Source organism: Streptomyces sp. ISL-10 (genome assembly GCF_018614575.1).
GTDB lineage: Bacteria > Actinomycetota > Actinomycetes > Streptomycetales > Streptomycetaceae > Streptomyces.
This window is the reverse complement of the sequence record NZ_JAGGOJ010000007.1, coordinates 244059-269085: the sequence shown is the minus strand read 5'-3', so window position 1 is coordinate 269085 and position 25027 is coordinate 244059. Positions and strand designations below refer to the sequence as shown.

The 25027-nt window shown below is 63.0% G+C and carries 24 protein-coding genes and 1 pseudogene; 7 read left to right on the top strand and 18 right to left on the bottom strand.

The window, feature by feature from the left end; translation table 11 throughout:
• Window positions 1-23: 23 nt before the first annotated feature.
• From J7E88_RS07890 to J7E88_RS07835, 12 genes are all read right to left on the bottom strand, one after another.
• Window positions 24-581: a hypothetical protein gene (locus tag J7E88_RS07890; RefSeq protein ID WP_308307407.1), complete on the bottom strand. Its 558-nt coding sequence runs from the start codon at window positions 579-581 to the stop codon at window positions 24-26.
• Window positions 582-735: 154 nt separating this feature from the next.
• A complete protein-coding gene (locus tag J7E88_RS07885) occupies window positions 736-963 on the bottom strand; it encodes a hypothetical protein (RefSeq protein ID WP_215178681.1) in 228 nt (75 codons plus the stop codon).
• A complete protein-coding gene (locus J7E88_RS07880) occupies window positions 960-1439 on the bottom strand; it encodes a hypothetical protein (RefSeq protein WP_215178680.1) in 480 nt (159 codons plus the stop codon). The genes J7E88_RS07885 and J7E88_RS07880 overlap by 4 nt, the downstream gene beginning before the upstream one ends.
• A gap of 804 nt (window positions 1440-2243) precedes the next feature.
• A complete protein-coding gene (locus J7E88_RS07875; RefSeq protein WP_215178679.1) occupies window positions 2244-2693 on the bottom strand; it encodes a hypothetical protein in 450 nt (149 codons plus the stop codon).
• A gap of 103 nt (window positions 2694-2796) precedes the next feature.
• Entirely contained in the window at window positions 2797-3729 is a 933-nt protein-coding gene (locus J7E88_RS07870) for a phage major capsid protein (RefSeq protein WP_215178678.1), read from the bottom strand.
• Window positions 3730-3801: 72 nt separating this feature from the next.
• Window positions 3802-4416 (bottom strand): hypothetical protein, encoded by a 615-nt coding sequence (locus J7E88_RS07865; RefSeq protein ID WP_215178677.1) that lies wholly within the window; start codon window positions 4414-4416, stop codon window positions 3802-3804.
• A gap of 71 nt (window positions 4417-4487) precedes the next feature.
• Entirely contained in the window at window positions 4488-5921 is a 1434-nt protein-coding gene (locus tag J7E88_RS07860; RefSeq protein ID WP_215178675.1) for a phage portal protein, read from the bottom strand.
• A gap of 107 nt (window positions 5922-6028) precedes the next feature.
• Window positions 6029-7603: a hypothetical protein gene (locus J7E88_RS07855; protein WP_215178674.1), complete on the bottom strand. Its 1575-nt coding sequence runs from the start codon at window positions 7601-7603 to the stop codon at window positions 6029-6031.
• 228 nt (window positions 7604-7831) lie between these two features.
• Window positions 7832-8107, bottom strand: a complete 276-nt coding sequence (locus J7E88_RS07850) for a hypothetical protein (protein ID WP_215178672.1) — start codon at window positions 8105-8107, stop codon at window positions 7832-7834.
• 497 nt (window positions 8108-8604) lie between these two features.
• Window positions 8605-9057: an HNH endonuclease signature motif containing protein gene (locus J7E88_RS37350; RefSeq protein WP_215178670.1), complete on the bottom strand. Its 453-nt coding sequence runs from the start codon at window positions 9055-9057 to the stop codon at window positions 8605-8607.
• A 4-nt stretch (window positions 9058-9061) separates the two neighbouring features.
• Window positions 9062-9352: a hypothetical protein gene (locus J7E88_RS07840; RefSeq protein ID WP_215178668.1), complete on the bottom strand. Its 291-nt coding sequence runs from the start codon at window positions 9350-9352 to the stop codon at window positions 9062-9064.
• A gap of 148 nt (window positions 9353-9500) precedes the next feature.
• The gene (locus J7E88_RS07835) at window positions 9501-10052 is read right to left on the bottom strand and encodes a helix-turn-helix domain-containing protein (protein ID WP_215178666.1); all 552 of its coding nucleotides are present in this window, start codon (window positions 10050-10052) and stop codon (window positions 9501-9503) included.
• Window positions 10053-11296: 1244 nt separating this feature from the next.
• On the opposite strand from J7E88_RS07835, the gene J7E88_RS07830 reads away from it, so the two are divergent.
• The 4 genes from J7E88_RS07830 to J7E88_RS07820 all read left to right on the top strand — a co-directional run bounded on the left by J7E88_RS07830 (window position 11297) and on the right by J7E88_RS07820 (window position 13295).
• Complete coding sequence (locus J7E88_RS07830) at window positions 11297-11485, top strand: hypothetical protein (protein ID WP_215178664.1); 189 nt, start codon at window positions 11297-11299, stop codon at window positions 11483-11485.
• A gap of 220 nt (window positions 11486-11705) precedes the next feature.
• Window positions 11706-11969, top strand: coding sequence for a hypothetical protein (locus J7E88_RS07825; protein WP_215178662.1), 264 nt, complete (start codon window positions 11706-11708; stop codon window positions 11967-11969).
• Window positions 11970-12053: 84 nt separating this feature from the next.
• Window positions 12054-12803 carry a DUF6011 domain-containing protein gene (locus J7E88_RS37345; protein WP_374196249.1) on the top strand — a complete coding sequence of 250 codons (750 nt, stop codon included), beginning with the start codon at window positions 12054-12056 and terminating at the stop codon, window positions 12801-12803.
• A gap of 147 nt (window positions 12804-12950) precedes the next feature.
• The gene (locus J7E88_RS07820; RefSeq protein WP_215178660.1) at window positions 12951-13295 is read left to right on the top strand and encodes a hypothetical protein; all 345 of its coding nucleotides are present in this window, start codon (window positions 12951-12953) and stop codon (window positions 13293-13295) included.
• A gap of 644 nt (window positions 13296-13939) precedes the next feature.
• Here the strand turns inward: J7E88_RS07820 and J7E88_RS07815 are convergent.
• A complete protein-coding gene (locus tag J7E88_RS07815; protein ID WP_215178991.1) occupies window positions 13940-14371 on the bottom strand; it encodes an ATP-binding protein in 432 nt (143 codons plus the stop codon).
• A gap of 207 nt (window positions 14372-14578) precedes the next feature.
• On the opposite strand from J7E88_RS07815, the gene J7E88_RS07810 reads away from it, so the two are divergent.
• Entirely contained in the window at window positions 14579-15430 is an 852-nt protein-coding gene (locus J7E88_RS07810; protein ID WP_308307405.1) for a helix-turn-helix transcriptional regulator, read from the top strand.
• A gap of 2 nt (window positions 15431-15432) precedes the next feature.
• Window positions 15433-15648 (top strand): DUF397 domain-containing protein, encoded by a 216-nt coding sequence (locus J7E88_RS07805; protein WP_215178655.1) that lies wholly within the window; start codon window positions 15433-15435, stop codon window positions 15646-15648.
• A gap of 80 nt (window positions 15649-15728) precedes the next feature.
• On the opposite strand, the gene J7E88_RS07800 is transcribed toward J7E88_RS07805, so the two are convergent.
• Window positions 15729-17297: a recombinase family protein gene (locus tag J7E88_RS07800; protein WP_215178654.1), complete on the bottom strand. Its 1569-nt coding sequence runs from the start codon at window positions 17295-17297 to the stop codon at window positions 15729-15731.
• 139 nt (window positions 17298-17436) lie between these two features.
• Here J7E88_RS07800 and J7E88_RS07795 point away from each other — a divergent pair.
• A pseudogene (locus J7E88_RS07795) lies at window positions 17437-17523 on the top strand (NrdH-redoxin); the annotation flags it as partial.
• A 134-nt stretch (window positions 17524-17657) separates the two neighbouring features.
• Here J7E88_RS07795 and nudC read toward each other — a convergent pair.
• The 4 genes from nudC to J7E88_RS07775 all read right to left on the bottom strand — a co-directional run bounded on the left by nudC (window position 17658) and on the right by J7E88_RS07775 (window position 24998).
• Window positions 17658-18623, bottom strand: coding sequence for an NAD(+) diphosphatase (nudC, locus tag J7E88_RS07790; RefSeq protein ID WP_215178653.1), 966 nt, complete (start codon window positions 18621-18623; stop codon window positions 17658-17660).
• Window positions 18624-18661: 38 nt separating this feature from the next.
• Window positions 18662-20059, bottom strand: a complete 1398-nt coding sequence (locus J7E88_RS07785) for a dipeptidase (RefSeq protein WP_215178652.1) — start codon at window positions 20057-20059, stop codon at window positions 18662-18664.
• Window positions 20060-20069: 10 nt separating this feature from the next.
• Entirely contained in the window at window positions 20070-23750 is a 3681-nt protein-coding gene (locus J7E88_RS07780; protein WP_215178651.1) for an ATP-dependent DNA helicase, read from the bottom strand.
• A gap of 81 nt (window positions 23751-23831) precedes the next feature.
• Window positions 23832-24998, bottom strand: a complete 1167-nt coding sequence (locus J7E88_RS07775; protein WP_215178650.1) for a hypothetical protein — start codon at window positions 24996-24998, stop codon at window positions 23832-23834.
• Window positions 24999-25027: the final 29 nt, after the last annotated feature.

The window sequence follows — 25027 nt, the reverse complement described above, 5'->3', positions numbered from 1 at the left end:
GCGGTATTGGTTACGAAGCCTGATTAGGCTTCGTCGACCACCTTGAAAGGTGCGATAGAGCTAGATACGTAGTGAACGCTCCAAGTTACAGAGAAGACGGTCTGGTCTTCCTTCTTGTAAGCGAACTCGACGTTGTCGCTAGAAAGCACCTTGCGCAGGTGAACCATGCGACGCTTGCTCTGGTTGTTGGAACCAGAACCCGGAGCCCAACCGTGAAGCAGAAGCGCACGGTAAGTAGGCTGGGTAGCAGAGTCGGTAAAGGCAGGCTCGTAGTAACCAGAGAACCCGGCACCAGAGGCACCCAGAGAACCGCCGTTTACGTCGTTGAGGGCGTAAAGCAGGTTCTGAAGGGTTGGCTCTGCAAGGTTGGTCTTAACGCTCATATCGCGCTTGACCAGACGACGACCAGGGATATCTACAACCTGGTCTACTTCCAGTTCCTTGTACTCCTGGTTGATGCTTAACTCGACACCATCGGTAGTTCCACCAATGTCAGTCCAGGCAGAGGCGGCCGGAGTGGCGTTTACGGCAGCGTTAGCAGGCTCACGAGCAGTAGTACCGTCGAAGGTACCGATGTACACGGTCGCTGGACCCTGTACGAGATTCGCAACGGTAGCAGGCATTTGCTATCGTCCCTTCTAATACGTATAGCCCAGATAGGGGCTAGTACTTGTGTGATTCCTGCATTGCAGAGGGCATACGGAGTGCAGGGCCCCGAAGTAGATAGAGCGCCGATTAGCGGCGGAACTGGCCCCAGTTGTCGGCCAGAGGGAACTTAACGTTCGTCATATCCGGGTGATTGCGGATATCCATCGTCAGATCCTCGCCGTAGTAGCGAGGTAGCGGAATAATCCGCTCGTTCGGGAACAGATACTCAAGCTCAGACTTGTTGTCGTGAACGAGTGCGTATCCCTGATAGGTAAGAATCTCGCCGGATACTCGGCCAACTAGGCAGTACTTCATGTGAGTTCCACCCATGCAATCTGGAAGTCGACCACGTACCGCGCTACGGGGTTACCGTCCTGGACGGGGCTCCGGCGGGGCTCGCTGAGCACCCATGCCTGTAGCACCTGGGCACCAGGGGCCGCCGCAGGCGACAGGGTGACCCCACGGCCGTTCTCGGCCTCACAGCCCCTCACGATGGCTTCTGCAAGGTCGTTGGCCTTGCCCCATGGGGCCTTGCCCGGCTGCATGTTGGGGGCCGGACTGTTCTTGCTGGCCGGGTTCACTGCCCAACACGTAGCCGTGATGACTGGCCGACGCAGGCTGTTCTCTGTGGTCGGGCTTCCGCCGGTCACGGCGATCTGCACGAACCCGGTTTCAGACCAAGAAGACTTGTCCTGGGGAAGGGTCGTATTCACCTTGCCCGCAGGGATACCGGGGAGACCGAGAAGCCAAGCACGGGCCACAATCTCAGAGTTCGCATACTGGATACCCATACTTAGTTCCTCCTCTCGCGGTATAGCGCTTCACGCATGAAATGGGTTGCTGCGGTACCTGGGTGATGTACTCGCTTCACAGGGTGAGCCGCCCCCGCCCAATACAGGGCGTCTTTCTCGTCCGGCTCGATTACGTGGGGTGCGGTTCCCTCTTCTACGAAGATGGCGTGTTCGACGCTGCGAGCCCCAATACGTGCGTGAAGCCCCGAGACCTCACAATCCAAATCCGCAAGCAGGGAACCTGTATCGACCGGGCACGTCTCTCGCATATTGCGGAGAACGTCATGGGCCAAGTCCGATAGGAACTCGTGGGCAGCACGGTCTACGTGCTTCTCCCATCCTGGTTCCATACGGACACGCATAACGAGGTACCCCAGCTCTGTACGAGATTGGTGTGAAGGTCTCAGGGCTCCGTTTACGGGAGACGTATTCCTGATCGACCAGTAACGTCAGTATTGAGTATATGGACTATGACTCATTCCACCCGTAGGAGATTGAGCCTGATATCGAGCCGCTTACCGGGATGCTGGGGCTTCTCGACGCTGACAACCTGCCAGCTATCTCCGGTCTTCTCGTCTAGGACGATGTCATTAGAGTTGAAGTCGCGGTTCGAGCGAACTCGACATACCGCTGTAGTCATTTGCTGCGGCAGAGTAGAGGACTCGGTACTAGCCTTCACCGTCTTGATACGGATATTGGCCGGTACTCCGGAGGCATGTACCGAGTAGTTATCGGTTTCGTCGCCCCAGTCGTCAGTACTGGTACCGCGATACACGGTGATTCGGGTTGTGGGTAGGACGTTCATTAGAGCGCCTCCCAGTTACCGCAACCCTCGTAGTCGTCTCGGTCACGTGACTGAGCTTCGATACGCCTACGGGCTTCTCCGTCGCGAGGACGTACGCGGATACTGCGTACTGCCTTCCAGGAGAGCTGACTAATGCACATCTTGGCCAGGGGTGCGAGATACAGCCCGTACGCAGTTAGCGAGATCTGCATACCGCTACCGCTACCTTCAGCCATCTCGGTCATATCCATAGAGGTGAAGAGGTCCGGGTGTTCCTGCATGAACACTGCCTGATAGGCAACAGCCTTCTTGAGAAGGCGGAGATTCTTGGTAGAGATCCGTCCGGCATCCGATGCAAGCTCGGTCGTACCGGCGAATAGCTCGATGATGGACTGAGCCATTTCTAACTCGGCCTGAGTTACGGTGGCCCCAGTCCAAGTAAGGGTTTCTGCTGGAGATGCCCAGGACATACCGGCCACCTTTCTTGGCTGTGGCTTACCCAGGGGTGGCTAGTGAGGAGTCCTTGAGAACAAGGGAGACCACCCCTGGGTAAGGAGTTCAGCTATCAGTTGATTACGCGGTCTTCTCCAGAACGGCGAAGGCGTTTACGTGGCCGACGGCGAAAGCCTTACGGGCACGGAACTTGATAGCGGCCTCGTCGGTAGTTCCGTGTACCTCAGAAGGTGCGTAACGGAACTCAGGGTTGAGACGGTCACCACGGAGAAGCTGGTTACGGTCACCACAGAAGACGAGCAGAGGGTTACCCTCCGGCTTGTCACTGGCCTTGTTGGCAGTACGTGCACCACGAGACCAAACAATCTCGATACCAAACAGAGAATCCGGCTGGCCGGAGTCTCCGCCCTGTCCCTGTACGAATACGGGGGTACCGTTGTTGTCCTTTACACCACGGAGAACCGCACGGAATGCAGGGTCAGCGATGATCAGGGCATCTGGCTCGTTGAAGTACGCGCCGACCTCGACTACACGCAGAGCCTCAGACAGCTTGTCGTAAGCAGCGGAAGCGGCACCGTTCCAGTTGATGTAGTTAGCGTCAGCGGAGTATCCGGACTCTGGGGTATCGGCAGTTCCGTTGGTACGAACAGCCTTGTAGACAGAGGTGAACGGGCGCTCGTCGGCGTCAGTGCTGCTCTTGGCAGCAGTAACACCGATGCAAGAGTTATCGAACTTCACCGCGTAGGTGGTAGCCCAGTCCTTCTGCTTAACGGCAATAGCGTCAAGAGTGGTCTCGATGTCGCTTAAATCGTCCTCGTCGAAGAAGCCGAGACCGTTGAACTTACGAGACTCCAGAACCACGGTATCGTTGTCGGTCTCGTCGGCAGTGTAAGTCTTACCAATCTTGGCAGACATACCACCAGAACGAGGTACACGCTTCTCGTTAGAAGCCATTGGGCGACCACTACCGAGCGTTTCGATAGCGGACTGCTGAATAGCGCGCTGGAGTGCGACAGTGTCCCACTCGATCGGACGCCATTCGGTTGCAGGCATAGTAGCCATGAGGTATCAGCCCTTCTGACTGAAGTAATGGGTGTGATTACAGACGGGCATGTGCCCAAACTCTTAGATTCGCCCCGCGTTATAGAGGTCGCGGAACTCGTCACGCCAACCCCTATTCGGGTTCGGTGGAGTCTCCTTGTGCCCGCCGCCTACTGCGTCGGCCGAAGGAATATTTCGGCTTCGCTTGAAGAACTCGGGAACATCCCGCTTGAGTTCTTCAACCTGCTCAGCAAGACCCGTAATCTCTCCGTCGTCGTCGATACCTACTGCATCGAGATCGAGGAACTTGTTAAGGATTCGACCGAGGTTCTTACCGTTCCAACCGGCGGTGTCTAATGTCGCCAGTACCTCGACAGCTAGGCGACGTTCACGAGACTTCGCCTGGTTAATGGCTGTGTCGAGATCAGCCCTGGAGACCTTGTCTCCATCGTCATTGGTGGACTCGCCCTTGCCGACCGCCTTACCGGTAGCCATATCGATTCCGTTGTCCCGAAGCATGTGCTTACGCTTCTCGGATTCCTTGACTACGCGGTTCTTCTCGGCCTTCAGTGCCTCGTACTCTTCACGAGTGGGCGGTACCCATTCATTCGCGTTTTCCGAGGTAGTTTCGTCCGCACCCTCATTGTAGGTGTCCTCTTCTAAACCATCCGTAGTAGATACGGTGTTGTCGGTAGCCATACTGGCACCCCTTCTCACTTACTGTGATTTATGGATGGCCCGATACCGGCCCTATCGGGCCGGTCGGGAGTTCAAACGGTTTCCGGCCCAGTACTGGAGCCGGTTTCCGGAATAGATGGGTTGACTGCGGTATCCCGGCCGGAATCGTCGTCGGCCATACCTAGCCACTTCTCGACCTCGGCCCTGGGGTATCCGGCCTCTACGAGAAGCACGTCATTCGGTACACCGAGTTCGCGCTTCAGCTTCAGTGCATCTAGGCCGGATTCATTGGCTACAGAGCCGATAGGACGCCATACGACGTCCACGCGCTCGACGTCCAACCCGAGGAATTCGAGAGCATCGGTCCAGAGCTGGCCCCAGGTGAATCCGATGGAGTCCTGACGGGCCTGGACCTTGTCGTAGAACAATTCGTTAGCTCGTACTCGGGATTCGCCGCTAGTGGCATTACCCGTGCTCTCGAAGAAGTGGAACGGGGTACCGGTTGCCTGAGCCATAGCCTTCAGGTACCGGTCGAATGGCTTCAGGAAGACATCGGCATTAGCGGCCTCGAACTGACCTACTGCCTTGGTGTTCTCGAATGCCCAGACGGTTCCTGGATCGGCTTCTAACTGGCTCGCAGTATCCAGAGACTCAGGGTCGGAATCGGCATCGTCCGGAGAGAACGGGTCGATTTCTCCCTGCTGATAGTTGGGCCCGAAGGTACCCGGCTCGGCCAGCGAATAGCGCTGCGGGAAACTCTGGTAATCGATAGTCGCTACGTGACTGGCTACCAGCTTGTTAATGGTGAGCTGAGGACCATAGGCATTGATGTGCTCGGGCTCGCCGTAAGGCCGGTCAGTGCGGAAGTGATAGAACGGGACGAAACCCAGAGGGTTCGGTAATACGGAATCCTGTCCGTCCGCGCTGTACGGCTCCCACTTGTCATTGCCCTTAGCCGACTTGGGAACACGCCCCACGTGGAACCAGCGTTCTACACGGTCCGGGTAGTAGAGGAACGCGTAAGTGATTGCGTCGGAGCCGTCGCCCTCGGTCCATGACTTGATGGCATAGGACTTCCTACGCTGGTTGACCTGGTTGTAGAAGACGCGAACGGTTAGCGGGTCCTCGTTAATCAGGTCCAGGCCGGAGACTTCTCCGTCCTCGTCGGTAGCAGGCCAGACCATTACGTAGGCATCGCCGTACTTGCAGACATTCCGATGGAGAATCGGAGCCTCTAGCCCTAGCTCGTTCTCGTCCCAGACATCCTCAATCACAGAATCGGCGAAGTCGTCGCCGGTCGTGAGAGCGTTGATATAGAGCTGGTTGGCTACCGCGTCGACAGGTACCCGGCTGAAGTTGAAACCGTCCAGGTCGTTTAGCCCGGCCTTCGCTAAAAGCCGCTTGGCCTTCGGGCTCGCGTGGAACTCATCAACGGTGTTCTTGTAGAAGGCTTCTGCTCGCGCGTATGCGGGCCTAGCCGCTGTCAGGGCTGCGTAAGCCCGTAAAAGATCTGGGGTACCCGGCATAACCGTTCTCCTCTGGAATACTTCCGATAACTGGGGTGGGTTGGCTTACTGCCATGCCGAGTCCTTTACTGGTTGCTCGGTACTGAGGTCCGTGAAGTCGGATACCGCTAGCGCGGGTTCCTCTTTCGAGCGCCGGACTTACGCTTACGGGCTGGACGCATGAACGTCAGAACGGCATTCACGACGGCATCGACCATGTCGTCATTCGGTCCGCCGGGAAAAGCGCACATCTGCTCTTCCAGGGCCGGAATCTTCCCCACGTGGAATACGTGGCCCGGAGGCAACTGGTAGAAGTTCAGAACCCGTTCTGCGCGGGTCTCCTTCTTCTCCGAGTTGTGCACCGTCTTGATTGGTACGGGCAGGTTGTGAAGTACCTCGGTCCAGAGGTCTCCGCCCTGGTTCGACTCGACCAGGACCCCGGAAATCTCGGGGTGCATCTGGAGTAGGTCCAGCACCTTCTGACGGAGTTCAGCACCCTTCAGCTTTACGGCTACTGAGTTCTTCACGACACAAAAGCCCAGGTCCGAGCCGGCGACCGGCCGGGAATAGCCGACTACTGCCATTCCGGTGTAGTCCGAACGGCGGTTAGTGGTGACCGCTCCATCGATAGACAGAATCGTCTTTGTGCACGGCGGAGAGCCGTACCGGAACAGCTCGGGAGTCCAGTACTCGGAATCGACCGCCATAGGGTCGTTCAGGTAGTTCTTTTTGAAGCTCCGGGTATGGCGACGCGTCAGCATCCATTCCAGGTCGAACTTTGGGTTCGACTGCCAGAAGCTACGTTCCGTACCGTCCTCGTTCGCCAAGATCGGCAACGCGTGATGTACCTGGATTCGCTCTAGGCCGACCCACTGAAGCTCTGTCGGCACGTCGGCCTGGTCGGCGGGGATGCCCTGGGCTTCTGCCTGCCGGATCAGGTTGTTGTGCTTGATGAGCTGGTGAGTGATGGACCCCGGCATAGTGACCGTGCCGGAGAGGCACACACGGGCCTCTGTGTTCAGCTCGAACACGTCGTCAAGCAGGGTCGTAAGCCGCTGCTTCATCTGGTAGTCGCTGTAGCTCGACTCTCCGGGCTCGATGTCGTCCAGGAGCAACGTGTCTGGGCGGTCGTCTCCAGCCTTCAGACCGAGTACCTGGGTGTCCATGCCCTGAGCGGTGAAGGTGAAGCCGCTACGGGCCACGTAGAGCCCTTCACGGCTCTGCTGGGCGGCCAGCTCGGGGAAGTCCTGGCGGAGAGCCTTGTTCGCGGGGTTCTGTAGAGCCCGCTTGAAGTTGTCCAGGTGGGTCTGTGCCTGCTCTGCCTTGCTGGCAAAGGCAGCAATGAACTTGGTGTAGCCGTACGCGGCCCACCACATAGGCAGGATCAAAAACCACCACGTGCTTTTGCCGGTACCTCGGGGAGCCAGGAATGCGTGACGGTTCTCCGCAGTACGGGTAACCGGGTACGTCCATTCCTTCGCGATGTCGGCCCAATCAAGATGGCATTCCGCGAACGAGGTACGGCCGGATGTGTCCTTGATGGAGTTGGGGAGGTAGATAAGAGCAAACAGAAGCGGGTCGAACTCGCAGAGAGCCTTACGGCCTTCACTGCTGTCGAGTAGTCGCGCGTCGATTCCGTCAATGAGCTTGGCTACAACCGGGTCTAACTCATACTCCGGATCGTTTCCGAATACGTCGGTCACTTCTCCACTCCTCCTCCCCTACTGGGGCAACTGTGCCGCTTACTGCGGCGGATTACTCGACAGGTGGTAAGTCCTGGCACGCGTGATAGCGCTCGTGTACGGGCTGCATGTCGTCGCTGACAGGCATTCCGCATAGCTGGCATTCCCGGAACTCGTATCCGAGCTGAACCATGCCGCCGGATTCGTCAACGGCGATGCCCTGGAGATAGAAAGGGTTGCCCCACATCGTTAGTCACGTCCCCGCTCGATATGAGCGTCAGGGTCTTTGATGTGTTCGGCCACCATTCGCCTCAGGTCGGTTACCTGATCCTTCATCGAGCCCCCGCTATTGGGTGAAAGCTCGTGCATAACGTGAGCCTTGAACTCCGGGAACTCGGTCAGGTTGTCGTGCATCTGCTCTACACGCTGTCCGAATCGGTACAGCCAACGGATACCCATACCGATCACACCGAGACTGGTAATAGATCCGGCCGTGTATCCCAGAATCTCTAACGCTTCAAACATTCGGGTCCTCCCCTATTCGGGGCTGGGCCCCTTCTGTTCTGCATTCGTGGTGGTGCTGAGGTCTACTGCCCGCCCTTGATAATCCGGCTGATAGTCGCGCGAGATAGCTCGTACTTCTCGCCCAATGCTTTCTGGCTTATGTCTCCGGTCGCGTATTCCTGCCGGATACTCGCCTGTACGTCCTCGGGTATGGATACCTGCACTTGCTTGGGTTCAGGGTTCCTGCCGTAGGGATCGCAAGGGTGGGTAGCCAGCCCTTTAAGCGTCCTGAACGGGATACGGCAACTCTGGCAGGGATACGGATTCATCATGGCTGACAGATCTCCGGCCGGTACATTCGTGCCGGAGTATCCGGGGTGTCGCCTACTCGGCATTGCCTAACTCCCTTACCTGTAACCAGAGTTCGAGCCGCTCGACTGAATCAGGGTCGGCAAGCCTTTGCAGATCTAGCCAGCCTGGTTCATCGTCGCCGGTATCCGGCTCTGTCCAGATATCCATCACGCGATACCGCCTGCCCTGATCCTCTGGCACTTCCGACACTGCCGCTTGTTGCTATTGGGTACGCGGTATGTGTTGGCCTCTGTGTATTCGTGGTCACGTAGGCAATGAGTACGGCTAGCCCCGTAGTGTGTGCCATGCCTTACCGAGTCGGCTGCATTCTCGGCCCTGGTTCCCCAAGCCAAGTTCTCCGCCCGGTTATCCGTAGGGTCACCGTTCAGGTGCCGTACCTCGTGCTTAGAAGTAGGCGGATCACCCAGGAATGCGAGAGCGACTAGCCGGTGTACCGCTGCCTGCACCTTCCGAGTACCGAGGGATAGCGTTACCTGTAGGTGACCGCGCTTGTTTCCAGGTGTAGCGGATAGCCACTTGCCCCGGCGTCCCTGGATACGTCCGTCAGCACTGATCACGTATCCGGGGTACTCACTCAGTACCGCGCACTTGATAGCCATATCCCTAACAATCCCTCTCGGGTAACTCGTACTCGAACAGTTCTGGATATATCAACGCCGCTTGTGCGGCTGATAGTCCCGAGTAGTCGATAAGGTCCGGGTGATTGTCTAGGAAGTAATCCGCAGCGTCCGGCAGTACCGGAGCGACTACCTGTACCGGCTCAGACAGGGCGGCCTTTACGCGGTCGACCTGCGCCTTTGCCTCCAAGAGGGCGGCATACTCACCCCACGTGATCGTCACTGTGTGCGTACGGTCGTCACTCTCTGTTCGTGGTCCACTCTGCTTGTTGATCATGGTCGGCACCCGCTCTCCTCACTTAGCGACATGGCCTCTGACCTGCGGTTATGTGGCTCTGAATAGATCTCTTCAGGGGGTCCCGAGGGGCCAGAGTCCAAACCGTTCGCACGGTTCTGTTTCTTGCCTCCGGGCCCCTCGTGCATGGTTATGCAGAGCCGTTCTCGCCTGCCTTGAACCGCTCCCTTTCCAGGGCGGTACGTGCCTTCTGCTGGGCAATCAGATCTGCAATAGCGAGATCGGTACTATCCACCTGATGAACCGTTAGTTCTGTCTGGCTTGGAGCATAGGCACCGAGTAGCTTGGCTCGAATCTCCAACTGACGAGAGATACGGTCCTCAATCTTCAGGTAGTACTCCCTATCCAATAGGGGGTTACCGTCCGGCCCGCGCACAATGTCACCCCTAGGTGACGTGATGTACTGCGGGGTTTCCATGTAGCCGTATAGCCTCACTAGCTGGTCGTCTACCTCGGCCAGCATCTGACGTCGGTATGAATCGACCGCCGGAATCAAGTACTCATCCAGACACTTCTGAATGTCGTTGGATACGGTCGTATAGGAAACGCCGAGTTCCTTAGCGATAGAGCGGAGAGACCGCCCCTGCTTGCGTAACTCGAAAGCCTTTAGTCGACGCTGAAGCAATACGGTGTCGTTACCGTGTGCGCGAGGATTAACCCGCTTGCCCTTCTTTCCAGGCATTCTCTATTCCCCTCCTATCGATACTCGGGGTAGATCTGACGTGACGTTAGGTATAGATAGCGGGGGAATACACGCAACAACTTCTATACGCGAGACTATTGTCAATCCGCAAATGATCATGGACGGGTTTTGAACCCGTTCAATCCCTCGCGCCTTACTCGACCTGCGCCTATTCCCGTATCGGGGTGTCAACCCCGGAAGTAGTCAGCTCCGGCTACCGCTGCACCCGCCCGGTGCCATTCGTTATGGGTTACTGCTCGGAGCTGTAGTGCTCTGCCTGGATTCGAACCAGGTACGCGGAGCCGGTAGGTCGAAGCACGGTAACCCCCGGCTCACACCGGGATTGGTGGAGACAACGCGTATACCTACCAGAGCTTTGAATACCTCCGGCTACCCGGCACAGTCCCTCTGTCGAGGACGCCGTATCAGATAGAGAAGAGGTTTTTTCCCGAGGGGTGTATACCTACACCCCCCATCGGGGGAAATAACTAGTTTCTGCCGGGGGAAATAACCCCTCTGACCTGCGCTTATAGTTTTTTCCCGGCCGCTTGACGGCCCGGAGGTTTCTTCCCAGGGAAATAACCCCTCTGACCTGCGACGATGGGTTTCTTCCGGGGTTATTTCCCAGGGAAGAAACCCAGGGGTTATTTACCGGGGGTTATTTCCCGCAGTACGGCCCCTGTCAGACCCTTGCCGACCGCCACCAGGACGACGACCAGGGCCAGCAACCGGAGTCCGGAGCCAGCCACCGAGGACGATCACCATTCCTCGGACTGCACCCCATCTGACCTGCGCCTTAGCCCCGAGCCGGCGATTCCCTACAGGCAAGATCAACAAGCCTGATCCGGAACCTGTCTCCGGCCGTTGTCGGCAGCCTTGCCGACAAGCCTTCAGAGGGCTCTCAGAGCCCCGGCAGGCGACGGTACGGAACCAGTGGGAGTGAGCCCCTGATTCACCGCTGTTGAGGGCGTACAGCGGCCGGAGAGACGTACCGGAGCCTGCCGGGTAGCGAACGGGACCGAGGTCACTCAAAGCCCCGTCCGGGTATTTCCGGAGAACCACACACTCAAGATTCTATTGCCTCGGTTCCAAACCGACCGTAGCCGTTGACCTGCGGTACGGGGTATCGATACTTGTTACGTGTCTCCGCAGTAGATTCCCTGAGTATCCCGCTTGACTATCCCGTATCGAGTAGCAAGTATCGATACCCAAGAGGTCCGAACCAGCAAGTATCGGAGTAGGCCATGAGGTACGAGGTAGGCCAGTTGGTTTGGTACCGCGACGGCGGTATTACGGATACCGGCATTATCGTTTTCATCGACGAGAAGGCAGCCGACGGGTACAGCATCACAGTTCTGTTCGGGCAGGACATGAGCGAGGACGAATACCAGCCTTGCCAGCTCGGTACGTTCGTCGCGCCGGATCACGCCTAGGTACCGGCAGGCTGCCGGTAGGCGGACGCTCAAGATCACGGAGGCTCACCCGTTCGGGGTGGGCCTCGTGACGTTTGTGCAGGTCAGAGCCCTGAAGTATCGATACCGAGTATCGGCCGAGTATTGAATACTTGCGTACCCGAGTATCCGGCAGTACTGTCACCCCAACGTTCCGATACCGAGTGATACGAACCTCGGTACAGAGAAGGGGTTGGGGATCATGACACAGCTTCCGGCAGACCAGTTCCACGCAGGGGCCCGACGTACCGCGCACACCGTGCTGAGTGAGCGGTTCGAGAACGGCGGTATCCGGATCGTCTCTACGTACTGCGGAGGTACCGGTTACCGGTACGCGCGTCCGATCTTCCAGAGCACCGACCCCGGACACCGCAGGTTCGTGAATCTGTACTGCTCTGACTGTGACTCGGCATACCGCCGGGCCAACAACGGCGACGTAGCTACCTCCGCCGACGACGTTCTCTGATCTCCGCTTGTGTGCCCGGTATCCCGCCGGTACCGGGCACGCACTGAGGCTGATCAGCCGGACGTCACTCGGAAAGGAAAGATCATGTCGGTTTCCCTGGTTCGTATCTGCAAGATCCGTAACTGTTCCCGTCCGGCCAATCGAGTAGTCGTGAGCCGTTGCGACTTCCGGAACCAGTGGCAGAACCGAGGTACTTCCCTCTGCCGGACGCACGCACGGCAGGAAGCGCAGTACCCCGGATACGTGACCGAGGTATCCGGCCGTACCGATTGGCAGAATGAGCACATCACGCACGTTCGGCCGGAGCCGGTTACCGAAAAGCCCCGTTGCACTAAGTGCGGTAGGGCTCTCCGGTCCGCTCAGAGCATCCGGCGGGGTATGGGCAAGGAATGCGCCCGTAAGGTGCGTATCGCGCTCACAGAGGCGGAGTACTCCGCATCTCAGGTAGCCAGCGCAGAGGAACTGATCTCTGACGGGGCTATCGTCCAGATCTCGGCAAAGGTGTTCCGGTCGGTATCGAGCGACGGAACGGCTTTCTACCTGACCGCCGTATCCGGCCAGTGCAACTGTCCGGCGGGATTGCGCGGTATCCGTTGCTACCACTCGCTTGCGGCTCGAATCCTGGCCGGTATTCCGGCCCCGGTATCCGGTCCGGCTATCGCTATCGCTCCGGTCCGTATTGCTCCGGCATATCTGGCAACTGTTTGCCAGTACGGGGACACCGACCCGGTTACCCACACGGTTAAGAACGTCCGGGGTATCCAGGGTCTGTGTGCCTCTCACGCGGCCGGATACGGATACCCGGAGTACCTGACTTCCCTCTCAGTCGCGTAAGCGGCCCTATACCGGCCCCCGCTAGAAGTGATGACCCCGTAGGGGAACAGCGGAGAGACTACGGCCCGTTCAAGTCGGGCCGGGGGCACTATGCCGGACGTTCATCCGGCAGAATCCAAGCAAGGAACACCGGAGGGGTAAACGATCATGTGGCAGGTAACCGCTAAGGGCAACGAGGGACGCACGTACGTCTATGAGGTCGACGCACCCGACTACGCGCCGGAGGGTGAGGTATTCGCGTCGGCCTGCCGACAGCACGGGCAGGAACGGCGAACCCGGAACATCACTGAAACGCTCGACATTCGGACGGGTGCCTACTCGGTCCGGATGCTGTACCCCCAGGGCCAGCGTGACCAGCTCGACAAGATCATTGCGAAGGTGACCGAGGCCGGTCTGACCCTGACCGCTGAAGATCTTGACTGGGTGGACGGAGAGCCCCGGATTCAGGGCATGGACCCTGCCGAATGGCTGTCCGGCATGACTGCCGACTGAGAGCCCCTGTACGGCTCTGAGAGCCCCGATCCTCCCCAGGGTCGGGGCTCTCGTCATGTCCGGCCCCCAGAGGCTCTGTACGGCCCCCTGGGGACGCAAGAGGGCCGCAACCTACTACCCAGGTTGCGGCCCTCGGTCTGGGCCCCCGCAGGGGCTCTCAGGCTCATTGCGTGACCCTGACGCGACTGTGGTCACCCTACGGACCCGTATCGGGGGTCAGACGGCCCTGTTTGGACTCAGCCGGTAGTTCTCTCCGGCTGCCTGGTGGTACTGCGTGAGTTGTACCGGTGACAGGTGCACCCGCACCGACGTACTAAGAGAATGCCGCCCCCGTGGATAAGGGGTACGTCTTCTGTTTGGCGACATTTCTTGTGGAGTTCTCGGTAGTCCCGGTGTTGTCCTACCGCGCACTCCGCCGATAGCGGCCCCGGTTCTGTGGGTCGGGGAATCATCGCTATTGCCTTCCCTTCCTCTTGCAGATTGTGCAGGGGAAGGAACACGGCGGAACCTCGGAACCCTGCGGGATGAATACCACTCCGGATGCGGTATCCAGTGCCCCGCCGTGTTCGGTCCACCAGCCTTCAGGGGAAGCCTCGTAGGTCGTTCCCTTGAAGGGGTTTGCGGACTCAGGTTCCGCCGTGGGCTCAGGCATGGCTAACCCCGTTGCAGCCAACCGGGGTTTCCTGCTTTAGGTAGATCTCGGCGAATACGGTTTTGCCGACTACCTGAGTGATTACCCCCCACTCGTCGGCGAGAATGCCGACGAGGATTAGACCCCGCCCATTGAGATCTTCAGCGGTCGGGTTCTGTTCCTTGGGGAGTCCGTCCCCTGCGTCCCGAACTTCAATTCGGACGCGGTCGGGGGTTTGCGTGAGGGTCACGCCGATTTCACGACCCTGCACGCGTCCGTGCGTGATCGCGTTCGTGACCAGCTCGGAGGCGAGCAAGGTGAGATCAGAGACCAGGGCCTCTGTCAAGCCCCACTCTCTGGCGACCCGCTGGACACGATCACGTGCGGGCTTCACGTAGGCACTGCGAGTGGGGTACCGCGTTCGATCCGTTCGGAAATCCTCCATGATCACCTCTCTGATCCCGCTTGCCGCTACTGCCACTTGACGATCTGTCAAGCCCCTCTCTGCGTTCCGGAACAATCCCTACGATGGGCCCTCGGCACCCCACGGTGCAAGTCCCCACTTTGGGGGTTACTCAACGTGGTTGCCCAGGGGTGAGGCCAGCAGCGAGACTGAACCGAGACGACGACCAGGAGGCGCACGACAGTGCCCGTGAACAGGAACCCAACCGTTCGGCAACGGCGACTCGGCCGGATGCTGAGGGAGGCTCGCGGGGCTGCTGGCAAGACGATTGCCCAAGCAGCCGCAGAGCTTGACTGTGCCGAATCAAAGATCAGCCGTATCGAGGCTGCACAATCCGGCATCCGCTCTCTTGACTTGCGCGCACTTCTCGACTTCTACGGCGTGACCGACCAGACCCGACGCGCACGGTTTCAGGACCTTGCCCGCAACGGACGCGAGCGGGGTTGGTGGTCGCAATACGAGGGTTCGTTGAACTCCGAGTACAGCGATTTGATCGCCCTGGAATGGGACGCGTCAGACTTGTATGTCGTCGAAACTGCCCTGATTCCGGGGCTACTTCAGACTCCGGCCTATACCGAAGCTGTGGTTCGGACGCAGAACCCCGCCAAGTCGGACGAGGACGTAGCCGCACAGGTAAAGGTTCGGGGTCAGCGTCGGCAAACGTTCGCCCGTTCAACTCCCCTGCGCCTATGGGCCGTTATAACGGAAGCAGCCCTAAAGGCAGACCTGGGCAAGGATGTGATGCGGGATCAGCTCGAATCGCTCGTATCCCTTGCCAGGGAGACCAACATTCAGATTCAGGTACTCCCGTCCAGTGCGGCTATCAACGTCGCTCTATACGGGCCGTTCGGAATCCTGGCCTTCCCGGAACCAGTGGAGACGGACATTGTGTACCGGGATGACCTGATGTCTATCGTGTACTACGAGGACCCGAAGCAGGTCGAGTTCTATACGGCACTGTTCCGACGGCTGAACTCTGAAGCTCTGCCGGTCGAACAGTCGCTATCCATCATCAAAGAGCACATCAAGGGAACGGACTAACCATGTCGCCTATCCACAACGCTTCCGCCGCCGGTTACGACTGGTTCAAGTCCAGCTATTCGAGCGGCGATAACAACTGTGTCGAGTCGGCCAAGGTTCCTGGCATCGTGCCGGTACGAGACAGCAAGAACCCCGAGGGTCCGGCCCTGAGCTTCCAGCCGGAGGCATGGGGCGCGTTCCTGAACCTGGTGAAGGGTTCGGACGTCACGCCCCTGTAAGCGGCTCTGAGGGCCGTTCAGGGCCCGATACGACGGAAGCCCCGTACCAACCCGGTACGGGGCTTCCTGCGTCCGTGTGGCTAGTCCCTGGGGGCGGTACCTACCAGCTCGGTCCGGTAGTCGTTCGAGAGCTTCACGTTCTTGGCTCGCTGGACGCTGTACAGCATCCCTTCTTTCAACGCGCTGGTGTCCAGGGTCATGCCGTCCCCGCCGCGCACTGCCTTGACTCCCCAGGTGACCAGCTTCTCTCGCCGTTCCGGGGTGTCGACGGCATCCCACCACTTGCCGTAGGTCTTACCGGTGTCGACCCATTCGACGCGACTACCGCCCGAAGGGGTTTCCGCAACCTTCTGGCGTTCCTGTGCCGTTTCGGCAGTGAGCCGGGCGAATTCGGTTGCATCGAGTCGGCCCGCCTTCAGTTCGTCCATGTATTGCTGAAGCTGGCTTTCGAGTACTGCCATCTTGACGAGTGCTGTGTCATCCGTCGATACCCGCTTTTCGAGAATCGGCAGACTGTGGAGTTCAGCGAGGAAGACCGACCGGAGTTCTTGCAGGATCTCACTTGCCGGGAACGACTGTCCGGGGCAAGCGGGGATGTTCTGCGAGTTGTTCCCGACGCACTTGAACCGAGCAACCTTGTTGCCGTTTTCCTTGGTGTAGTACAACGGCTTTCCGCAGATGCAGTACAGCACCCCGAGAAGCGGGGAAGTGCTACCCGTCCCCTTGGTGTATTTCACGGTCCGGATGACTGCCTGAAGTTCCTCGAACTTCTCGGGGCTCAGTACCGGGACGGAACGCAGGATAGGAGTACCGTCCGCGTTTCGCTCTACGGAGCCGTCTGCCCGAACGTACTCCCCAATAAGGCTCCGGCTAGTCAGGATGTTCTGAACCGAGGTAGCCGCCCACTGCTTACCGCGCGGCTTTGCCTTCTTGCCGGAGAGCCGCGTATTTGTGCTGCTGGCCTTAGCAGCGCGGATACGGGCAATGTCTTGTGCGGTCGGTACCTTGTTGTCGTTCAGCCACCGAGCGACAGCCGCGAAGTTCTTCACTTCTAGGAACTTCTCAATCATGCGGAGAAGCCACGGGCCGTACTTGGGGCAGAGTTCGAGGGTGTATCCATCCCCGTTCTCGACCGGAACAGAGATACGACCGAACGGAACCAGTCCGCCGGGCCAACGACCCTTGGCTTTCGACGTGTCACGGGAAGCCCGAGCACGTTCCTTCATAACCTCTAGTTCCGCCTCTGCCAGAACGGCCAGAATCTTGGCGATAGTCCGACCCCAGGACGTACCCAGGTCGAACCCTTCCTCTACCGATACGAGGGTCTTCCCGTGCTTCTCGCACCAATCGAGAAGGTTCGACAAGTCACGGACCGACCGAACGATACGGTCCAGCTTGTAGACATACAGAACGTCGAATTCGTTGATTCGGTCGTTCAGCCACTTACCGAGTTCCGGCCGGGCCCACGGGGAGTAAGAGGCCGATACGTCGATATCGACTGCCCACTCATCCAACAGGTTCACTTCATCTGCGATGCAGCGGTTAGTGATCCTCCGACGCTGCGTGTCTTCACCGGTCTGGTTGAGTCCGCCGACAGAGAGCCTGATCACTCCGAGTGCGCGACGCGTCGCTGTAGCCGTTGCCGACATGGGGAACCCCCTGCGAACAGGTGGGCAACCCGAGGTTCCTACGCCTCCGTCATCTGGCCACTCTGTCGAGAGCTAGAACACGCAGGTCAGGGACGATGTTCCGTCCCTGAACCCGCAGGTCAGACCGGAGGCAAAACCCAGGACCGTGCCGACCGTCCTCTTCCCGGACGGTTCCACGCTGACCAACCCCTCGCTGGCCCAGGTCAAGCAGAAGATCGGCGCCTAGCACCGTCTCACGCCGGGCCTCCGGCGGCACAGGGGCCTCTGTCGACGGCAGGGCCTACCGCTTCGGCGGAGCGCCGGCGGCAGCGGGGCATCCGGCGGGCAGCGAGTGGGTCTCTCGCCGGCCGTGGCGGAGGTTCAGATGACATCACCGGGCTTCGGCAGCGGCTTGCCGTACCAGAGCTCGATCAGGCGGGCCGCGATCGAGATGCCGAAGGGAGGCAGCACCTCCCCGGACTCGAACGCGGCCCGCAGGTCCTCCCGGGAGAACCAGCGGGCCTCGTGGATCTCCTCGCCGTCGACGGTGATCTCCGACGACGTCGCCTGTGCCGTGAAGCCGAGCATCAGGCTGGAGGGGAACGGCCAGGGCTGGCTGGCGACGTACTGCACGTCACCGACGGTGACGCCCACCTCTTCGCGCACCTCGCGCCGCACCGACTGCTCGATCGACTCACCCGGCTCCACGAAGCCCGCGAGCGTCGAGAAGCGGCCCTCGGGCCAGTGCACCTGGCGGCCGAGCAGCGCGCGGTCCTCCTCGTCCGTGACCAGCATGATCACCGCCGGGTCGGTCCGCGGGTAGTGCTCCGCGCCGCACGCCTGGCAGCGGCGGATGTGCCCGGCCGCCGCGATGACCGTGCGTTCGCCGCAGCGCGAGCAGAAGCGGTGCAGGCGCTGCCAGTTCTCCAGGGCGACCGCGTGGACCAGCAGTCCCGCGTCCCGCGGCCCCAGCAGCAGACCCGCCTCCCGCAGTCCCGCGGGCCGTGCCGACTGGTCCATGCGGCCGGGCAGCGAGTCCTTCTGAAGGGCGAAGTAGCGCACACCGTCCTCGTCCGTGCCGAGGAAGTAGCGATGGGTCTCGGTGAGGGGCGCCTCGAAGGCTGGGGTCATCACCAGCTCGGTGCGGCCGTCGGGGGTGTCGTCGATGAGTGCCTGACCGCCGGAGACGACGAAGACCCGGGTGGTGGGGTGGCTCCACGCCGCCGCGAGCCATGCCTCGTCGAGGCGGTTGTGCGCCTCACGGTCGATGCCGCTCGGAGCGGTCAGGCCGATGGGCGCGGTCAGGCCGATGGGGCGGTCTGCGGTGGCGTAGCTGTCGGTGCTCACGGTGTTCTTCCCACTCCCCCGGGGTGATCGGTGTCGGTTCAGCGAAGTGCTTCGGCCAGGTCGCCCCACAGGTGGGCGGACGCTGCCACGCCCTTGAAGAGCAGGTCGAGCTCGACCTTCTCATCTGGTGCGTGCCAGCCGTCGGACGGTACGGAGATGCCGAGGAACAGGACGGGGGCGTCGAGCACGTCCTGGAGATCGGCGGCGGGGCCGGAGCCTCCCTCGCGGGTGAAGCGGATCTCCTCACCGTCGAAGGCGCGGCTCATGGCCCGTACGAGCGCCTGCAGGGCCGGGTGGTCCAGCGGCGTCAGACACGGGCGGGTGGCGGCCCCGAAGACGATCTCGTGGCGGATGCCCGCCGGGACCCGGTCGGCGACCCAGTCGGCGACGGCCCGCTCGATCTTGTCCGGTTCCTGCCCGGCGACCAGCCGGAACGACAGCTTCACCATGGCCGACGACGGCACGATCGTCTTGCCGCCGGCGCCTTGGTAGCCGCCGCCGATGCCGTTGACCTCGGCGGTCGGGCGGGCCCAGATGCGTTCCAGCGTGGTGTACCCGGCCTCACCGAGCGTGCCGTGGGATCTGGCGGTGCGCAGCCAGGTCTCCTCGTCGAAGGGCAGCTCGGCGAACAGCTCGCGCTCGGCGTCGCTCAGCGGCGCGATGCCGTCGTAGAACCCTGGAACGGTGACCCGTTCGTCCTCGTCGTGCAGCGCGGCGACGATACGCGCGGCGACCGTGGCCGGGTTGGGAACGGCGCCGCCGAACGAACCGGAGTGGATGTCCTGGTCGGGGCCGTACAGGGTGATCTCGCAGTCGGCGAGGCCGCGCATGCCGGTGCAGACCGTCGGGGTCGTCTCGGACCACATGCCGGTGTCGGAGACGATCACGGCGTCGGCCGCGAGGCGGTCCGCGTGCTGCTGAACGAGGGCGCGGAAGTGCGGCGACCCCGATTCCTCCTCGCCCTCGACGAGCAGCTTGAGGTTGACGGCGGGGGCGGTGCGGCCGGTGGCGGCGAGGTGTGCGCGTACGCCGAGGGTGTGGAAGAACACCTGGCCCTTGTCATCGGCAGCGCCCCGCGCGTACAGGCGGCCGTCCTCGATCACCGGCTCGAACGGCTCCGTGTGCCAGCCGTCCTCGCGGGCGGCGGGCTGCACGTCGTGATGGCCGTAGACCAGCACGGTGGGTGCGTCCGGATCGCTCGACGGCCACTCGGCGAACACCGCGGGGGCGCCCGGCGTCGGCCAGATCTCGGTGACGGGGAAGCCGGTCTCCGCGAGCTTGGCCGCGAGCCACTCGGCACTGCGCCGTACGTCGTCGTCGTGCTCGGGCTGCGCCGACACGGACGGGATGCGCAGCCACTCGGCGAGGTCGTCGACGAAGGCGGTGCGATGCTGCTCGATGTACGTACGGACGGCATTGTCCGGGATGGCGCTCATGCTCCTGAGCCTAACGGGCGGCCGACCGCGACTCGTCGACCGTCCCACCCAGCAGGATGCGCTCCAGCCCCTCGCGGCCGGGGAGAGCGTCCGGCCTGACGACCTCTCCGCTGCGGACGAAGACGAACGCGGCGGAGACGGCCTCCAGCGGGACGCCCTGCTGCTCTGCCCACGCGAGGCGGTAGACGGCGAGCTGGAGGGGGTCGGCGGTGCCGTCGCGGGCGGTCTTCCAGTCGACGATCTCGTAGGTGTGCTCGCCGGTCCGGTACACAGCGTCGATACGGCCCCGGACGACGCGGCCGGCGAGCGTGATCTGGAACGACGCCTCGACGCGGTAGGGGGTGCGGCGGGCGTACGCGGTGCGGTCGAACGCGTCCTTGAGGGCGGCGAGATCCTGCTCGTCGGTGATGTCGTGCGCGTCGGCACCGGGGGAACCGGGGGAACCGGGGGTGCCCGCGGCTCCGGGCAGGTCGTCCGGTGCTCCGGGGAGATCGTCCGGGTCCAGCATGGGCAGCGGCAGCTCCTCGAACCGCGACTCCACCCAGGCGTGGAACCGGGTGCCGCGACGGGCTGCGGGCTGCGGCGGCCGCGGCATGGGCCGGGCGAGGTCGTGGGCGAAGCCGTCGGGGTCCGCCGCGAGCCGCAGGAGCTGGGAGGCCGACAGGGACCGCGGCAGCAGGACGTCGCGGGTCGCGGCACGGGTGCGGCGTAGCTCGCCGGTGAGGGCGTCGAGGTCGCGGTCCCATGAGGCGATGGTGCGGGCGTCCTCGGGGGTCGGTCCGGTCGCCGGGCCCGGCGGCAGGCCGGTCCGCCATGGCTCGACGTCGGCGGGCGGGCCCACCTGACGGGGGACGAGCGGCGTGACGTCCGCGTCGTCGAAGGGCGGCGGCTTCTCTTCGGAAACGAGCGGCGGGACGTCCTCGTGGTCGAAGGGAGGTGGCTCCTCCTCGTCCCACTCGTCCGATCCGTCCGATCCGTCCGACGGGGGCTCCTCCGGCCAGTCCCAGTCGTCAGGGACCTCTGCGACGTCCCGACCGCCGGGCACACCCGCCGCTTCCGGACCGCCCGGCACGGCAGCCGGATCCGCGGCTTCCGGACCACCCGGCACATCCGGGTCGGCCGGGGCACCGGAATCGGCCGCCGTGCCCGGACCACCCGGGACACCGGAGCCGGCCACCGTGCCCGGGGACCGGGTCGTCGTCAGGGACGACAGGTGGGTCAGGACCCTCTCCGCCGCCTCGCGGCGGCGGGACAGGGACGCCGGGTCCAGGGGCAGTGGCCAGGCGAGATCGGCGTCGCCCGCCGTCCGCAGCGCGGGGTTCTCCGCGTCCTCCGCCGGCTCCTCCGCCCACACCTCGATCTCGCCGTGGCCCTGCGCGCAGTGGTCGTACAGCGCCTGGAGGAACGCCGAAGGACCCCGGCGGCGCTTCTGGCTGGGGCCCCACCAGTGCGCCGAGCCGAGGAGAAGGGAACGGGGCCGCGTGAAGGTCACGTATCCCAGGCGCAGCTCCTCCGTGTGCTGGTGCTCCTTCATCGACTCCTTGAACACCTTCAGGCCCCGCGCGTCCCACGACTCCACGTCCGGGAGCGTCTCCGCGTCACCCCGCAGCGCATGCGGGAGCACTTTGGCCTGCGAGGTCCACGCCTCGCGCGCCTGGTCGTTCGGGAAGTGCTTGGCGACGAGGCCCGGCACGGCGACGACATCCCATTCGAGGCCCTTGGACTTGTGCGCGGTCAGCACCTTGACGGTGTTCTCACCACCGGGGAGGGCGTTGTCCAGGCCTTTTTCGTACTGCGCGGCGGTCCGCAGGAAGCCGAGGAACGCCAGCAGCGTCGCCTGCCCGTCCAGCGCTGCGAATCCGGCCGCGACGTCCATGAAGTTGGCAAGGGTCTCGCGGCGGCGGGCCGCGAGGGCGTGCGGTGAGGCGGACAGCTCGACGTCGAGGCCGGTGGCGGACAGCACCCGGTGCAGGACGTCCATCAGTGGGTCGGCCAGTGACCGCCGCAGATCGCGCAGCTCCGCAGCGAGGCGGGCGAAGCGCACCCTCGCGTCGGCGGAGAACGGCAGACCGTCGTCCTCGGCGCCGCCCGGCTCCAGGAAGGTGTCCAGCGCGTCGGCGAGCGAGACGACCTCGGCCGGGTCGGTGCCCTCGACGGCCGCGGCGAGCCGCTGGTCGGGGTCGTCATCGGCTCCGCCCCGGTGCACCAGCAGCCGCGCCCGGCGGCCGAGCAGCGCCAGGTCACGCGGCCCGATCCGCCACCGCGGCCCGGTCAGGAGGCGTACGAGCGAGGCGTTCGCGCCCGGGTCCTGGAGGACCTCGCAGACGGCGACCAGATCGGCGACCTCCGGCAGGTGCAGCAGACCGGACAGGCCGACGACCTCGACGGGGACGTCACGGGTGACGAGCGCCGCCTGGATCTCCGGGAAGTCGCCTGCGGTACGGCACAGGACCGCGATCTCGCCGGGCTCCTTGCCGGTGCGCACCAGATGGGCGATCGAGTCGGCGAGCCATGCGATCTCCTCGGCGTGTGTGGGCAGCAGGGCGCAGCGGACGACGCCGTCCCGCTCGGCGCCGGGCGCCGGCCGCAGCGCCTCCACGCCCGCGTGCATCGCGCGCAGCGGGGCCGCGAGGCCGTTGGCCAGGTGCAGCAGCCGGCCGCCGCTGCGGCGGTTCTCGCTGAGCGAGAAACGGGCGGCGGGGCTGCCGTCGGCAAAGGGGAAGTGCAGCGGGAAGTCGTCCAGATTCGCCACGGACGCCCCACGCCAGCCGTAGATCGCCTGGCAGGGGTCGCCGACCGCGGTGACGGCATGCCCCGTGCCCTGCCCGAACAGACCGGACAGCAGCAGCCGCTGCGCCACCGAGGTGTCCTGGTACTCGTCGAGCAGGACGACACGGAACTCGTCCCGCAGGATCGTGCCGACCTCCGGTCGGGTGAGCGCCAGCTCGGCGGAGAGCGCGATCTGGTCGCCGAAGTCGAGCAGATCGCGCTCCCGCTTGGCCGCTCGGTAGCGGACGGTGAGGTCGAGCAGCTCCCGGCGGGCCGCGGCTGCCTCGGGGACCTTGCGGAGGTCGGCGTTGGTCAGCCGCGCGGTCTCCAGGGTGCGCAGCAGCTCGGAGTCGTACGCCGCCAGCCGCTCGGGGCGCACCAGATGCTCGGCTAGCTCGGCGTCGAGCGTGAGGACGTCGCTGACGAGCGAGGGAAAGGACCGGGTGAGCGCCGGATACGGCCCCGGGGCCTCGCGCAGCACCCGCGCGGCGAGCTGGTAGCGCGTGGCGTCCGCGAGGAGACGCGCCGACGGTTCCAGCCCTATGCGCAGGCCGTGGTCGGTCAGCAGCTGTCCGGCGAAGGCGTGGTACGTCGAGATGCGGGGCTCGCCCGGGGGGTGGTCCGGGTCGATGACGTCCGGGTCCGTCACGCCCGCCCGTACGAGCGCGGTCCTGACACGCTCCGCGAGCTCGCCCGCCGCCTTGTTGGTGAACGTGAGACCGAGGACCTGCTCGGGCGCGACCTGGCCGGTACCCACCAGCCACACCACCCGCGCCGCCATGACCGTCGTCTTCCCCGAGCCTGCTCCGGCCACGATGACCTGCGGGGCCGGCGGCGCGGTGATGCAGGCCGTCTGCTCCGGGGTGAAGGGGATGCCGAGGAGCTCCTTGAGCTGCTCGGGGTCGGTGATGCGTGCGGTCACCTCAAAGAGGCTAACGGGGACCACCGACAGCGGTGGTCCCCATGCGCCGATGTGCGATGCGGGCGGCGGGCGGCAGGGGGGTCAGGACGTGCCGGCACCGTCTTCCTCGTCGGCACCCGCACCGGCACCGGACCCGGTGTCACTGCCGGAGCCGGTGTCGGCACCGGACCCGGTGTCACTGCCGGAGCCGGTGTCGGCACCGGACCCGGTGTCACTGCCGGCGCCGATGTCGTTGCCGTCGGCCGAGGTGCCGTCCGCGCCCGTCGTGGCGTCTCCGTCCGCGCCGGTCGAACCGTCGCTTTCTGTACCGGGCCCGGACTCCGCCGTACCGGAACCGGAATCGGCACCCGGGCCCGCGCCCGGCCCCGATGCGGCGCTCGCCGCGCCCGGTCCCGCCGGCTCGGTGTCCACGCCCGCGCCGGACTGCGCGTCCCCGCCCAGCTTCTCCAGGTCGAGGACCTCGTCCGCGGGCGGTGCCTTGACCACCACCGGCCTGTCGTAGTCCGAGAGCTCGAGCGTGCCCGGTTTGTCGCCGCCCGCCTTCACGACCTTCAGCAGGTACGGCTTGCGCTCCTTCGCCACGTAGACGGTCGTCGTCTCCCGGCCCTTCTTCTTCACCAGGGTCGCCGCGCGTACGCCGTCGATCTCCGTGTCCTTGCCGCGGGTCATGCCCGTGCGGTTCGCCTTGTTCTCGTCCAGCTCGGCGAGCATCTCGTCCAGGTCGCACACGCCCCGCATGTCCTCGACGGCACGAGCCGGCATCTTGATCCAGCGGTCCTTCATCAGCTCGATCACCGTGTCGTTGTTGCCGCCGTCCGGTGAGGCCGTGGCCCGGCGGTTGATCGAGGCCCGCCAGAACGTCTCGTCGCCCTTCATGTACAGGACCTCGCCGCGCCTGCGGAGATCGGCGCGGCCCCCTTCGACGCCCAGACGGCCGGTGCAGTTCTCCTTGTCGTCCATCGCGAGGTCGACCGAGACCGGTTCGCCGTCGCTCTCGATCTCCCCCTCCATGCGCAGCGACGAAGCCGCCTTCGTCGCCGCGACCGCCTTCTCGGCGATCTGATCGGCACTCAGCCCCTTGAACGGATCACCCGTCGCACCGCTCGTCGCCGCGGCGGGCACCCGCCCCTCGCCCGCCAGGCCCTTGGACTTGGCCTTGGTGTCGCCGTCCTGGGAACAGCCCGCCAGAACGGCGATCGCACTCACGCACGCGATCGCCGTGGCCAGGGACTTCCTCGTGGCCGCCATGTGTCACTCCTCGAAGATCCGTCCGCCGC

What these genes read in the sequence shown, in the direction of transcription:
- J7E88_RS07860 (WP_215178675.1), bottom strand. Translation starts at nt 5,921, where the DNA reads ATGCCGGGTACCCCAGATCTTTTACGGGCTTACGCAGCCCTGACAGCG.
- J7E88_RS07775 (WP_215178650.1), bottom strand. Translation starts at nt 24,998, where the DNA reads ATGGCGGCCACGAGGAAGTCCCTGGCCACGGCGATCGCGTGCGTGAGT.
- J7E88_RS07820 (WP_215178660.1), top strand. Translation starts at nt 12,951, where the DNA reads ATGTGGCAGGTAACCGCTAAGGGCAACGAGGGACGCACGTACGTCTAT.
- J7E88_RS07870 (WP_215178678.1), bottom strand. Translation starts at nt 3,729, where the DNA reads ATGCCTGCAACCGAATGGCGTCCGATCGAGTGGGACACTGTCGCACTC.
- J7E88_RS07850 (WP_215178672.1), bottom strand. Translation starts at nt 8,107, where the DNA reads ATGTTTGAAGCGTTAGAGATTCTGGGATACACGGCCGGATCTATTACC.
- J7E88_RS37350 (WP_215178670.1), bottom strand. Translation starts at nt 9,057, where the DNA reads ATGGCTATCAAGTGCGCGGTACTGAGTGAGTACCCCGGATACGTGATC.
- J7E88_RS07830 (WP_215178664.1), top strand. Translation starts at nt 11,297, where the DNA reads ATGAGGTACGAGGTAGGCCAGTTGGTTTGGTACCGCGACGGCGGTATT.
- J7E88_RS07885 (WP_215178681.1), bottom strand. Translation starts at nt 963, where the DNA reads ATGAAGTACTGCCTAGTTGGCCGAGTATCCGGCGAGATTCTTACCTAT.
- J7E88_RS07865 (WP_215178677.1), bottom strand. Translation starts at nt 4,416, where the DNA reads ATGGCTACCGACAACACCGTATCTACTACGGATGGTTTAGAAGAGGAC.
- J7E88_RS07835 (WP_215178666.1), bottom strand. Translation starts at nt 10,052, where the DNA reads ATGCCTGGAAAGAAGGGCAAGCGGGTTAATCCTCGCGCACACGGTAAC.
- J7E88_RS07875 (WP_215178679.1), bottom strand. Translation starts at nt 2,693, where the DNA reads ATGTCCTGGGCATCTCCAGCAGAAACCCTTACTTGGACTGGGGCCACC.
- J7E88_RS07880 (WP_215178680.1), bottom strand. Translation starts at nt 1,439, where the DNA reads ATGGGTATCCAGTATGCGAACTCTGAGATTGTGGCCCGTGCTTGGCTT.
- J7E88_RS07825 (WP_215178662.1), top strand. Translation starts at nt 11,706, where the DNA reads ATGACACAGCTTCCGGCAGACCAGTTCCACGCAGGGGCCCGACGTACC.
- J7E88_RS37345 (WP_374196249.1), top strand. Translation starts at nt 12,054, where the DNA reads ATGTCGGTTTCCCTGGTTCGTATCTGCAAGATCCGTAACTGTTCCCGT.
- J7E88_RS07805 (WP_215178655.1), top strand. Translation starts at nt 15,433, where the DNA reads ATGTCGCCTATCCACAACGCTTCCGCCGCCGGTTACGACTGGTTCAAG.
- J7E88_RS07840 (WP_215178668.1), bottom strand. Translation starts at nt 9,352, where the DNA reads ATGATCAACAAGCAGAGTGGACCACGAACAGAGAGTGACGACCGTACG.
- J7E88_RS07815 (WP_215178991.1), bottom strand. Translation starts at nt 14,371, where the DNA reads ATGGAGGATTTCCGAACGGATCGAACGCGGTACCCCACTCGCAGTGCC.
- J7E88_RS07800 (WP_215178654.1), bottom strand. Translation starts at nt 17,297, where the DNA reads ATGTCGGCAACGGCTACAGCGACGCGTCGCGCACTCGGAGTGATCAGG.
- J7E88_RS07785 (WP_215178652.1), bottom strand. Translation starts at nt 20,059, where the DNA reads ATGAGCGCCATCCCGGACAATGCCGTCCGTACGTACATCGAGCAGCAT.